Genomic DNA, 12751 nt, shown 5'->3' with positions numbered 1-12751 from the left:
TTTCGGAGGAAAGGGCAGGCGAGCCTGCCCTTGTATTTGAAGGGGTTATCGTTTGCCGCCGCGCATATCGATCCAGACGCTGGCACGTTTGGAGTTGCCCTGGCCTGTATCGCTGCGAACCTGGAAGGTGGCCTCGACATGGCCGTAGAAGTGTCTGTCGAGAATGCTGCGAGGTACGAGGAAGTTGTAGCCGTTGGTAACTTCTTCCTCGGTAAGATCCGCAGAGGTATGGGTCCACTCAAACAGTTTGGTGCCGCCCACCAGTTGGTCGAAAGCCTCGTAAGTAAATACGATGACCTGACCTGCGGCGATATTGATATACGGCTTGATATAGACGGGAGCGCCTGCTGCGCCATTGATCGGGTTGATCGCGCCGTACTCGTTCAGATCCGTGAACTCTGGAGCATCAGGCCCATCCGGGCCGCCAGGAAGTTCATCTTTGGAGCGGACGATGATGCCCTGTTCCAGAGAAGTCGAGGTATTGGGGTTGCCCGGTGTATTGACCGTGTAATACACGCGGATATCGCTGCCGGTACCCACCGGTTTGAACTTGCTGTTCAAGGCGGTGAGCAAAAGCGGCCGGCCGGCCACTACATCGGAATTGGTAATGATGTACGGCTGATCCAGAACTTCCTGTCCGCCCCAGAAGATTCTCAGTACTTGCGAGGCCTTGAAGCCGGAGTTCCAGTTGATGATCACGGTCGCATTCAGCTCGAAGTCGTTCTCATCGATAAAGTTGTCTTCATTGCTGGGTGTACCGCTGCCGCCCCTGACCGTGGGCTTTTCAGGTGTCCCGGGCACCGGCAGCTCAATATTGACCTCGAGCTCCAGATCGTTGGAAACACCGACCACCTGCCCGCCCCGGATCACCTCGTATTTCAACTGGCGCAGGCCGTTGCCCGCCGCCTCGATGGTGTCGAACATCACCGTAAAGAACAGCACGAAGGGTTCGCTGAGATCATCCGGGTCCACAGGAACCGGGCCCATTTTCTCGGTGGCCCAGTACAGCGTGATCTGATCGCCTGCTTCCAGAAAACTGGAGCTTGGAATCTTGACTTCGACCCCGACACGCGCCTCCTGATAGTTGATCAGGCCGTCGCTGTCGTCGACCACTGGCTTGGGCAAACCCGGTGTCACCTCGGTCAGAAACAGGGGAATGGTCACTTTCCTTGAATCCTCCGAGACGTTGCCTGCCCGGTCCGTGACCTTGTACCAGGTTGCACCCGCTGGGCTTGGAAGGCTGGTCAGGAAGGCTTTCGAGAACCGCACTTCGATCGGCGCGGTGCCGTCTTCCATGCCGTCAAGAGTCACGCTCGGGCCTGTCACGCTTCCCCAGTAAGTCTGGATAACGTCACCACGTTTCAGGTCCGAATAGCCGAAAATGCTGCCGACCAGCACGTCACCCATGTCGCTCAGTTCGTCCAGCGTGAGCCCGTCTTTTGCGACGTCGGGGAAGTCCATGTAGCCGAGCTGGTGGGCGCCGGGCGGGGTTCGGTCGATCAGAATGGTTTTTGGATAGGAACGCGAATCCGCGCCGCTTGGGAACGGCTTGACGCCATATTCGACTACATAGGGGCCATCCTGATCCAGCAGGGTGAGCGGCAATTTCAGCGTCAAATTCGTGCCAACAGGAGGGAACTCAATCAGTGAATTTTCAGGCCCTTCCTCTCCGTTGAGGATAAAGAAATAATGATCGTTCAACTGGGCTCTCGGCCAGAGAGGGAACTCCAGAAGCACGTCTTCATTAAGGTCCTCAGTCCTGATCAGCCCATCTTCCGGATCTGCTACGGGAATGGTGGGAGCCGGCAGCGAAGGGTCTGCTTGTTCTTTGGCGCCGCGTACTTGGTAGCTGGTGTTGAGATTTGTCATGTTATTACTCATATTAGGTTTTCTTCAGGCAGCAGTTCGCTGCTGACACGCGTATGGTTTCAGGTAGTTAAATGTGTGTGGCAACAGTGTTACTCTCGACGCTGGGGACGTAATAGAATTTTTCCACTGGTGTCAATAGGAAGGGCGGTGAGAAAATTGATAGGAGCCAATTTTCAGGAGGATTGGAAGAGTTTGTAGGAAGATTCTTTGTTTGATTAAGAAATGTATTACAAGGCCGCTCACGGATCGAGCATGAGCTTTGTTTTAATGCCTTCAAGATGTGGTCTCATATTTCTTGGAGGAACAATTATTGTGCTAAGTGCTGAATTGGGAAATGGAAAGTTGTATGCGGGTGTCTTAGTGGCTTTTATAGGTATGGCATCAAGAGCTGAAGCCGCAGAGCCGGTCTCGAGGCCTCCCCAGATAGTAATCAGGGACGGTGAAGTACTCCGGTTGGATGAGTCGTCAGCTTTCGCAGATTACAGTATTTACAGCGGTTCGGTCGTGTATGGAAATCGTGCTCGGGTAGGGCGGATGTCAGTGCATGATTCTCGGATAGTTTTAAATCACTCGACGTCTAGTGGCGCTATTGGACTCGAAGGTAATAGTCGTGCGGAAATCAATAATTCAATCCTACAGGGACGCGCTGGGTCGACCGGTGGAATAGCCCTGGTGGTGGGAATAAACTCCAGAGCCGTTGTCAACAACAGCGAAATAATCGGAACTGCTGGTGCAAACGTCACTGCTGGGTCGCTTGACCTTGTCAACGTGCAGATTGACGGAGGGATACAAACGCCTCAACCGAAATATGGGTGGGGGCTTGGAGTTTTTGGCGGTGAGGCAAATGTAATGTCGGGAAGCCGGATTCGCGCTCAGCGTATAGGGGTCTGGATAAGCCCTGCCGCTCCAGCTCTAGATGTTTCAAAGTCTCAGTTGAATGTAAGTGCCTCCGGGATCGAGTCACTGGATGGGCCTGCCATCAAGGTAGAGTCGGCTGGCATTGACGGTGATCGCACTGCCGATATCAACATAGCCAACCGCTCGGTGCTGCTGGCGGGCAACGGCAATCTTCTGGAGACTTCAGGCACCTACACCACGAGTTTCACCGTCGACGACAGCGACCTCACCGGCAATCTCGTCGCCGACGACATCAGTGTCCTGAACGTGAAGCTGCAAAACGGCGCCCGACTGACCGGCGATATCATCAACAGCACGACGCTGGCGGTGGACTCTGGCGCCCGTTGGCAGATGACTGGCGACGGCACCCTGAAATCACTGTCCATGAATGGCGGCTCGATAGGCTTTGCCGAGGAGGGTTTTCACAAGCTGTCGCTGGACCAGCTTTCTGGCACTGGCACCTTCGGCATGCGCGTCGATCTGGACACCGGCGTGGGTGACTTCCTGAACGTCAACGGGCAGGCCGATGGCAACTTCGGGCTTCGGGTTCGCAACACCGGAGTCGAACCGGTGTCTCCAGACATGCAGCCGCTCCAGATCGTGCACACCGAAGGCGGCGATGCGCAGTTCAACCTGATTGGCGGACGGGTGGATCTGGGCGCCTATTCGTACCTGCTGGAGCAGCAGGGCAATGACTGGTTCATCGTCGGCGAGGGCAAGGAAACCAGTCCCTCGACCAACACCGCCCTGGCGTTGTTTCATGCCACTCCGTCGATCTGGAACAGCGAACTGTCTACCTTGCGAACCAGGATGGGCGAACTGCGCCATGGCGGTGCGAGCGGAGGCTGGATACGTGCCTACGGTAACCGCCTGGACGCCTCGACAAGGGACGGCGTCGACTATCGCCAGCAGCAAAGCGGCCTGTCATTGGGAGCCGATGCCCCCGTGGACATCTATAACGGCCGTGTGCTGTTCGGTGTCATGGGCGGCTACAGCAAAGCCGATCTGGACCTGAGTCACGGCACCAAGGGCAAGGTCGATAGCTACTATGTCGGCGCCTATGGCACCTGGTTGTCGGACGATGGCTATTACCTGGACGGCGTGCTGAAACTCAACCGCTTCCGCAACAAGGCAGACGTGGCCATGAGCGACGCCAGCAAAGCCAAGGGTGACTACGCCAATATGGCCTTGGGCGGATCGGTGGAGTTCGGTCGGCATATCAAGTTGACCGAAGACTACTTTCTCGAACCTTTCGCGCAACTGTCCACCGTCGTCATCGAGGGCAGCGACTACAAGCTCGACAACGGCCTGGAAGCGAAGCATGAGCGCAGCCAGTCGGTGCTGGGCAAGGTGGGAACGTCCGTGGGCCGCAGTATCGCGCTCAAGGACGGCGGGATCTTTCAGCCCTATGTCAAAGTGGCCTTTGCTCAGGAGTTTTCCCGTAGCAACGATGTGAAGGTCAACGACAAGCGGTTCGACAATAGTCTGTTCGGTTCCCGGGCCGAGTTCGGTGCCGGTGCCGCGGTGTCCCTGTCTGAACGCGTGCAGGTCCATGCCGATTTCGATTACATGAAAGGCAAGCGCATCGAACAGCCTTGGGGTGCGAACGTGGGAGTGCGTTTCGCCTTCTGATTCGGTAGAGAAACCTTCACGGTGAATAAAAAGCCCCCGGTGAGCGATCACCGGGGGCTTTCCTTGTCAGCTGTCTGGATAACGACGGCTTACCGAACGTTTGCGTTGCCGCTGTCTGGGTGTAACCGGCGCTGCATAGTTGACCGTGACGGGCAGGGTCGGAGACCGGCCAATGATCACCCCGCAGCGTTGCACTTCGTAACGCAAGTCCACAAGACCGTATTGAACATGCGGCAGGAAGTTATAGGTTATACACAAGACGCGAACTATGCTGTTTGCAGTGGCGTCCTGATAGAGTGCTGACTCCGACTTGTGCATCCCCCAATAGAATAGAATGACGTCTTCGTTACGCATTTGCGGTGCGCCGGGTATATGTACGGTGACTCCTGCATGGGCTTCGTCGTAGCTGATGGCGTCCGGATTGGTGTTCGGCAAGATGGGTGGTTTCAAATGCTCCGATATATCCAGCGGTAAACCGCCAGGGGCAACTGTTTTTCCGGCTTCGTTGCCGCGTCGCCGGTTCAGGGGCGGCGGTGCGGTTACGGGTTTTTCCAGAAGGTCCTCTAGGTTGAAGCTGCGAGCGGATTTTGTTTTTGGAGGTTGTTGTTCCATTGTTGGCTCTTGCGTTATTAGTAGGTTGCGACCGCAAGCGGGTGAGTTACCGGCGACGCCCGTGAATTAAAAATAATAAAGGACAGTGGGTCAAGTTGACGATTTGTAGTCCGTCTTTGGATGTGAGTGAGGTCGTAGGGATCTGGTCTGTAGTCCGTAAATGATCTCATTCAGCGACGAATTGCCCGTAAATAGGGTGCGGCGTCGTGCTGGTTAAAATTTGCGCTATTAGGATGTTTCCGGTCCTGATGTAAGAATAAAACTACAAGTGCTGAATATTTGTAGGGCTTTTCCTATTTTTTGACTCTGTATCTGCTTGTTGTAAGAAACTTCACTCAAAAAACCACAAAACCTCCTGCACTCAAAATGAGTACAGGAGGTTCATGGTTGAATTCAAATGAATGTTACAGGCCTGAAGGCGACCCCTCGGCATCAGGCAGATGGATGCCCGAAGGTGTCCATTCAACGCTTCAGGTCTCAGACCGCTCACCTCGGCAGGCTCGGAATCGATCGAACGATTGCCCGCGCGATCCCTCACGCAGTAGGTCAGCCGCACTGACCCGGAACCCAAACCCATTAGAAATGGTTTGCTGAAAACGATCTCGATGATGCGTGTGGTGAGATCCGCGCGGGTTACCTGGTAGACAGGCCGGGCATTCCATTGAGAAAAGTCTTGATGACGTCTCCTTCTGCCATATGCGCGTAGCCGGGAACCAGCGCACGGACCACATTACATGGGGGACTATCTCGAAACATCACCGGCGCCAGCAAGGCTGCACCGGGGGCGGTACGATCGACCCTGATCGTGGCTGCATCCGATAGCTCCACCACGCCGTTCTCAACGTTTTTGGCAGCGTATCTGATGTGGTAAATACCTTCGTCTTCAAAGAGAGTGCCAGCGATGTGCATCGTCAGATCACCCACAGGCAAAGGATCAGGCAGGGCGGGTGAAGGAAGAACATGCATATCGTTGATTTGCAGACCGTAGTAGTCCCCAGGCCGTGCGTGTTCCCACAGGGGGATAATGATTTCGATATCGCCGGTCAGGTATTCGATGTTTAGCAGGCCGTCATGCTGAGCGGCTGGCACGATTGGCGCGGGCAGGCGCTCAAACTTATTTAAGGCTATTTGGTTCATTGGTTTTCTCACTGTAATTATTGGTATCAGTGGTGTGTGGTCCGAGCCTGGCCGAGAACCTACGGTGTTCCGTCTCTGGTTCTCGGTCAGGGCAGTCGGGTAAACCGGCATCGCTGTCAGCGAGAACCCGGAAGTTCGCTGCTTTGAGATTCGATTGAACGGTTACCCGCGCGATCGGTAACGTAGTAAGTTACCCGGACCGAAGCCGTGCCCGGTTCTTCCGGCTTGTATTTGTCGAAGATGATCTTGACGGGATCTCCGTTGAAGTTCGCCTCTGAAATCTTGTAGGCAGGACCTGGCGCGCCGTTACAGAGTGTCTGGATCGAGTCGCCCGTTTCCATACCCGCATAGGGGTAAATGAAACCCTCACACTTGTCGTCTGGGCTGTGGGCGGAGAAAACGATTGGGCCCAGCGAGGTTCCACCAGGTGGAGTTCGGTCCAGCCTGATTGAGATGGGGTGAGATTGAACAGGTACACCGGATGGTTAATAAGTGAGTTGATAAGAGATGCTGAAGGTTCCATCCTCTGGAAAGAGAGAAGCCGGCATCGATAACGTTAAGTGCTCGGTCGGAAGCGGGTTCGTAATTACTTGATGAATCGACGCTTGTATGTGGCCAATAAACAAAGAGTAGACATTGTGGAGTGCGGTATGCCCCCACGATGGGGATGCGGACTTCAATCGGATTGACGAGATCTTTAATATTGATAAGGCCATCATGCTCGGCGACCGGAATGGTTAGAGCGGGTAAATCGTAGTAGTTATAATCGTTCATCATATTTTCCATCTTCATTAACGGCGTTGCAGCGGGTTGTTGTGTTGGTCAACGTCCGCTCTTTTAGCGACCACATCTGGCAATAGTTGCTCAGAAGTTGCTCGAGACTTCAAGCAATAGAAATCAGCGCGTCACGTCAACAGCATTGAATGCTTCACGAAACGTTCAGGAATATTTCCTCAACCGCTTGGGACGATCTTGTAGGAACCGACACAAAGTCGACCAAATCAACTAGGCAATAAAAAACCCCGACAAACCAAAGCTCGCCGGGGTTCTTTCGAAACCAGTCAACCCTTACCGATTAAACCGCTCCACTAACGAATACTGCGAATTCGCCGTACCCGTCAGTTCCGCACTCAATACTGCCGAGCGACTGGCCTGTTCCGAGGTGTTGTCCGCCAGTTGAGCGATGTTTGCAATGTTGCGGTTGATTTCTTCGGCCACTGCGCTCTGTTCTTCGGTAGCAGTGGCGATCTGGGTAGTCATGTCGGTGATGTTGGACACCGCTTCGCTGATGCCGACCAGCGCCTGATCGGCCTCCAGTACGCGGGCGACGCCTTCTTCAGCCTGACGATGGCCGTTGTTCATGGTCTGCACGGCGTCGTTGGCGGTCTGTTGCAGCTTGGCGATCAGGCCGTGGATCTGGCCGGTGGATTCGGTGGTGCGTTGCGCCAGCTGGCGCACTTCGTCGGCGACGACGGCGAAGCCACGGCCCATTTCGCCGGCGCGGGCGGCTTCGATGGCGGCGTTGAGGGCCAGCAGGTTGGTCTGGTCGGCGATGCCCTTGATCACATCCACCACGCCGCCGATCTCGTCACTGTCCTTCGCCAGGCGGATGACGGTCACACCGGTTTCGCCGACTGCCCTGGACAGCAGCTCGATGGCCGCGCGGGTTTCGCCGGCGATATCGCGGCCGCGACGGGTCAGTTCGTTGGCCTGTTGCGTGGCGTCGGCGGCGCGTTGCACATGGCTGGCGACTTCCTGGGTGGTGGCGGCCATTTCATTGATCGCGGCGGCAACCTGTTCGGTTTCGACGCGCTGGCGCTCCAGGCCGCTGGAACTGGCGACAGCCAGAGCGTTGGACTGCCGCGCCTGATCGCTCAGGTGTTCAGCGGTGTCCTGCAAACGAGTCAGGCAGGTTTTCAGCCGCGCTTCCTGGCTCAGGATGGACAGCTCCAGACGAGCCTGGGGCCCGCGACTGTCGGTGTACATCTGCGCGATCAGCGGGTCGGAAGTGGTCTGTTCGGCCAGACGCAGCAGGCGTTTGGTCCCGCGCTGCTGCCAGCTCAAGCCGAGCAGGCCCAGCGGAACCGACAGTGCCGCCGCCAGCGCAAAGCCCCATTCGGTGTTCAGCCACACCCCGATCATGAAGCTCAGCTGGCTGATCAGAATGAACGGCAGCCAGTCCTGCAGCACCGGCAGCCACTTGTCGCGACCGGGAACGGCCGCCTTGCCACTGTTCAGGCGGCCATAGAGCGCTTCGGCGCGGCGCACCTGCTCGGCGGTGGGTTTGACCCGCACGGACTCGAACCCCACGACCTTGCCGTTTTCCCGCATGGGCGTGACATACGCGTTGACCCAGTAATGGTCGCCGTTCTTGCAACGGTTCTTGACGATGCCCATCCACGGCTCGCCGCCTTTGAGCGTCGTCCACATGTGTTCGAACACAGCCGACGGCACATCCGGGTGGCGAACCAGATTGTGCGCCGCGCCGGTCAGCTCCTCATGGCTATAACCACTGATTTCCTGAAAAGCGTCGTTGCAATAACTGATCACCCCGCGCGTGTCGGTGGTGGAAATCAGGCGTTGTTCGGCGGGAAACGTCCGTTCACGTTGAGTGACGGGCTGGTTATTGCGCATGGGTGTTCAGTCCTTCGAGGCAGGAGGCTTTGGTCGTTTATCGGCCATGAAATCCATTTGTTAAACCCTGCAAGGCAAAATGGCCGGATTTCGATTGACGAGCAGCAATGCCGTTTATTCGAGCATGGGGTAGGTGAAGAGCCCGAAGTGCAGCAGATTCAAGCCGAAGTGACAGAGCACCGATGCACCCAGGCCGCCGAGTCGGAAGGCGATGCCGTAGCCGATGCCCGCGATACCTGCCAACAGCACCATATGCCAGCCGCCGCCGACATGGGCCAGGCCGAACAGAGACGCGCTGGCAGCCACTGCCAGCACCGGCCCCCAGGCGAGGGGTTTGCACCAGCGTTCGAAGAGACCTTGCAGATAGGCACGAAACAACAACTCTTCGGTCAGGCTGACCAGCAGCAGGTTATTGGCGGCCCAGAGGAGCCCCTGTTCCGGCCATTTCGGCGCCCAGCGAACGATGTCCAAGAGAACCGCCAGGCCCATGCACAGGGTCGCCGTAGCCACCAGCGCAACAGCCGTGACCGCGAGGCAACGTTGCCAGGAAACGCCTGGCAATAGCCATGGGCACGCGAGCAGAATCCACAACCCCAGCAAAGGCTTGTCCAGATTCAATCTCATGGAGAAAGGCGCGGCGTCGGCAGTAAACCGTGCGCCGTCGATCACTTTTGCGTTGTGGAACCCGGGCAGTAGATGGGCTGCCAAGCCCAGTCCGGTGATCAGGAACAGGCAGTGCCCGGCTATGCGCAGCCATGCATGATCGGCTCTGACGCATAGTCCGGCCAGGACCAGCGTCAGTATGGCTACCCCTGCGGCGGCGTCCAGCGCGCTGGCGGTCAGCGCCATACCGTAGCCCAGTATCAGGAGTCCAAGATAAAATTTCTGCTGTGCTTCCATTCGAATTTCCCTGCGCGTTCATCAGCGCAGGCATTCTAGCGGAGCCTGTCCGGATTCTTTACGCACGCCACAGGATGCAACACAAAGCCCGGTCATGTGACCGGGCTTTGTCGGATCGGGGTTCAGCAATCAGGCCGCAATCAACTGACGCAGCACATAGTGCAGGATGCCCCCTGATTTGAAGTACTCGACCTCATTGAGGGTGTCGATCCGGCACAAAAGGGCGGCGCTTTCCTGAGTGCCGTCCTCTCGGGTGATGACCAGACTGAGAGGCATGCCCGGACGCACGTCATGGCCGCTCAGACCGGTGATCGCCAGGGTTTCCTTGCCGGTCAGTCCGAGAGTCTTGCGGGTCTGTCCGCCGGTGAACTGCAAGGGCAGCACACCCATGCCCACCAGGTTGGAACGGTGAATCCGTTCGAAGCTCTCCGCGATCACAGCCTTGACGCCAAGCAGGTTGGTGCCCTTGGCCGCCCAGTCACGGCTCGACCCCGTGCCGTACTCCTGGCCTGCGATGATGACCAGCGGCGTTCCTTCATCCTGATAACGCATGGCCGCGTCATAGATCGAGAGCTTTTCACCGCTGGGCACATGCAGGGTATTGCCGCCTTCCTCGCCGCCCAGCATTTCATTGCGGATCCGGATATTGGCGAAAGTGCCGCGCATCATCACTTCGTGGTTGCCGCGTCGGGATCCGTACGAGTTGAAATTCCTGGGTTCCACGCCCTTGGCGCGCAGGTAACGACCGGCGGGGCTGTCGGCCTTGATATTGCCGGCAGGGGAGATGTGGTCAGTGGTCACCGAGTCGCCCAGCAGGGCGAGCACGCGGGCTCCTCGAATGTCTTCGACCACCGGCAGGGGACCGCCGATACCCTCGAAAAAGGGCGGATGCTGGATGTAGGTCGAGTCCGTCTGCCAGACATAGGTCGCGGCCTGAGGGACTGCGATGGACTGCCACTTTTCATCACCGGCGAACACTTCGGCATATTCCTTGTGGAACATGCTGGTGTTCACCTGCTCGACCGCCTCGGCGATTTCCCGCTGACTCGGCCAGATGTCGCGCAGGTAAACCGGCTGACCGTCGGCGCCCTCACCGAGAGGGTCGCGACTGATGTCGATGCGGACCGTGCCTGCCAGCGCGTAGGCCACCACCAGTGGCGGCGATGCCAGCCAATTGGTTTTCACCAGCGGGTGCACGCGACCCTCGAAATTGCGGTTGCCGGACAGCACCGACGCGACGGTCAGATCCGATTGCTGAATGGCTTTTTCGATGGGCTCCAGCAAAGGGCCGGAGTTGCCGATGCAGGTCGTGCAGCCATAACCCACCAGATCGAAACCCAGCGCATTGAGGTACTGAGTCAGACCGGCGGCATGGTAATAATCGGTGACGACCTTGGAGCCGGGAGCGAGGGAACTCTTGACCCAGGGTTTGCGGGTCAGGCCTTTTTCCACGGCTTTCTTCGCCACCAGCCCGGCCGCCATCATCACACTCGGGTTGGAGGTGTTGGTGCAGGACGTGATGGCGGCGATGACCACCGCGCCGTCGCGCAAGCGATAGGTCTGGCCCTGGTATTCATAACTGGCTTCGCCTGCAACCTGCGCATCGTTGCCTACCGCGACGCCGCCGCCACCTTCGCTTTCCAGGCGGCCTTCCTCGACCTTGGCGGGCTTGACCTGCAAACCCAGGAAATCTTCGAAAGCGCTGGCAACGGCGGGCAAGGGCACCCGGTCCTGCGGACGTTTCGGACCGGCCAGACTGGACTCCACCGCACCCATGTCCAGTTCCAGGCTGTCGGTGAAAGAAGGTTCCAGACCGGGCAGACGCCACAACCCTTGCGCCTTGCAATAGGCTTCCACCAGCTCGACCGTCTGCGCGGGCCGGCCGGACAGGCGCAGGTAGTCCAGTGTCACGTTATCGACCGGGAAGAACCCGCAGGTCGCGCCGTACTCAGGGGCCATGTTCGCAATGGTGGCGCGGTCGGCCAGCGGCAGGTCTGCGAGCCCGTCGCCGTAGAATTCGACGAATTTGCCCACTACGCCTTTCTTGCGCAGCATTTGCGTCACGGTCAGCACCAGATCGGTAGCGGTGATGCCTTCCCGCAGCTTGCCGGTGAGCTTGAAACCTATCACTTCGGGGACCAGCATCGAGACCGGCTGACCGAGCATGGCGGCTTCCGCTTCGATTCCGCCCACGCCCCAGCCCAATACGCCAAGACCGTTGATCATCGTCGTGTGGGAATCGGTGCCTACCAAGGTGTCGGGAAAGGCATAGACGCGGCCGTCTTCCTCCCTGGTCCAGACCGTGCGCCCGAGGTACTCGAGGTTCACCTGATGGCAGATGCCGGTGCCCGGCGGCACCACGCTGAAATTGTCGAAGGCGCTTTGGCCCCATCGCAGGAATGCGTACCGCTCGCCGTTGCGCTGCATCTCGATATCGACGTTTTCTTCGAAAGCGTCCTGATCGCCGTACCGGTCGACCATCACCGAGTGGTCGATCACCAGGTCGACCGGTGAGAGCGGGTTGATGCGCTGTGGATCGGCACCTGCCTTCGCGACCGCCGCGCGCATCGCAGCCAGGTCCACGACCGCGGGCACCCCGGTGAAATCCTGCATCAGGACCCGCGCCGGACGGTACTGGATTTCGCGATCAGACCGGCGCTCGGCCAGCCAGCCGGCCAGCGCTGTAAGGTCGTCTTTGGCGACGGTCTTGCCATCTTCCCAGCGCAGCAGGTTTTCCAGCAGCACTTTGAGCGACATCGGCAGGCGGCCCAGATCACCCAGGCTTTTGGCGGCGTCGGGCAGGCTGAAGTAATGGTAGGTGGTGTTCTCGACCTGCAGCGTTCGCAGGCAGTTCAGGCTATCGAGGGAGGACATGAACGGCTCCTTATGGAATGTGTGCATGGCTTCATGCAGCCGGCGCCGTGTGCATCAGGTCGGGGGCGCCGCTTGACGTCTCAATGCTTGTGGACTGCCCCGCCGCGCCAGTGGTTCCTGATTTCGGTATGATGCGCGGCTTTCGAGTTCGCGGGTCGTAGACCGCTCACCCAGGCCGGGGTCCGCGTCGTTCAGG

8 protein-coding genes are annotated in these 12751 nt (G+C 58.0%); 1 reads left to right on the top strand and 7 read right to left on the bottom strand.

The features are described 5' to 3' along the window. Window positions 1–45: 45 nt before the first annotated feature. Entirely contained in the window at window positions 46–1869 is a 1824-nt protein-coding gene (locus tag TRP66_RS19315; RefSeq protein ID WP_333405998.1) for a hypothetical protein, read from the bottom strand. A gap of 534 nt (window positions 1870–2403) precedes the next feature. On the opposite strand from TRP66_RS19315, the gene TRP66_RS19310 reads away from it, so the two are divergent. Further along, complete coding sequence (locus TRP66_RS19310) at window positions 2404–4398, top strand: autotransporter outer membrane beta-barrel domain-containing protein (RefSeq protein WP_442965232.1); 1995 nt, start codon at window positions 2404–2406, stop codon at window positions 4396–4398. A 66-nt stretch (window positions 4399–4464) separates the two neighbouring features. On the opposite strand, the gene TRP66_RS19305 is transcribed toward TRP66_RS19310, so the two are convergent. From TRP66_RS19305 to acnA, 6 genes are all read right to left on the bottom strand, one after another. Beyond that, window positions 4465–5010: a hypothetical protein gene (locus tag TRP66_RS19305; protein ID WP_333405995.1), complete on the bottom strand. Its 546-nt coding sequence runs from the start codon at window positions 5008–5010 to the stop codon at window positions 4465–4467. Between the two features lie 633 nt (window positions 5011–5643). Beyond that, window positions 5644–6147, bottom strand: a complete 504-nt coding sequence (locus tag TRP66_RS19300) for a hypothetical protein (RefSeq protein WP_333405993.1) — start codon at window positions 6145–6147, stop codon at window positions 5644–5646. Window positions 6148–6513: 366 nt separating this feature from the next. After that, window positions 6514–6921 (bottom strand): hypothetical protein, encoded by a 408-nt coding sequence (locus tag TRP66_RS19295; protein WP_333405991.1) that lies wholly within the window; start codon window positions 6919–6921, stop codon window positions 6514–6516. A 294-nt stretch (window positions 6922–7215) separates the two neighbouring features. After that, entirely contained in the window at window positions 7216–8781 is a 1566-nt protein-coding gene (locus TRP66_RS19290) for a methyl-accepting chemotaxis protein (protein ID WP_333405989.1), read from the bottom strand. A gap of 114 nt (window positions 8782–8895) precedes the next feature. Beyond that, window positions 8896–9681 (bottom strand): CPBP family intramembrane glutamic endopeptidase, encoded by a 786-nt coding sequence (locus TRP66_RS19285; RefSeq protein WP_333405987.1) that lies wholly within the window; start codon window positions 9679–9681, stop codon window positions 8896–8898. A 129-nt stretch (window positions 9682–9810) separates the two neighbouring features. Continuing rightward, window positions 9811–12555 carry an aconitate hydratase AcnA gene (gene acnA, locus TRP66_RS19280; protein WP_333405985.1) on the bottom strand — a complete coding sequence of 915 codons (2745 nt, stop codon included), beginning with the start codon at window positions 12553–12555 and terminating at the stop codon, window positions 9811–9813. Window positions 12556–12751 lie beyond the last annotated feature (196 nt).

This window comes from Pseudomonas sp. JDS28PS106 (assembly GCF_036706555.1).
GTDB lineage: Bacteria > Pseudomonadota > Gammaproteobacteria > Pseudomonadales > Pseudomonadaceae > Aquipseudomonas.
Note: the sequence above shows the minus strand (reverse complement) of the source record. Positions and strands in the feature narration are given on the sequence as shown.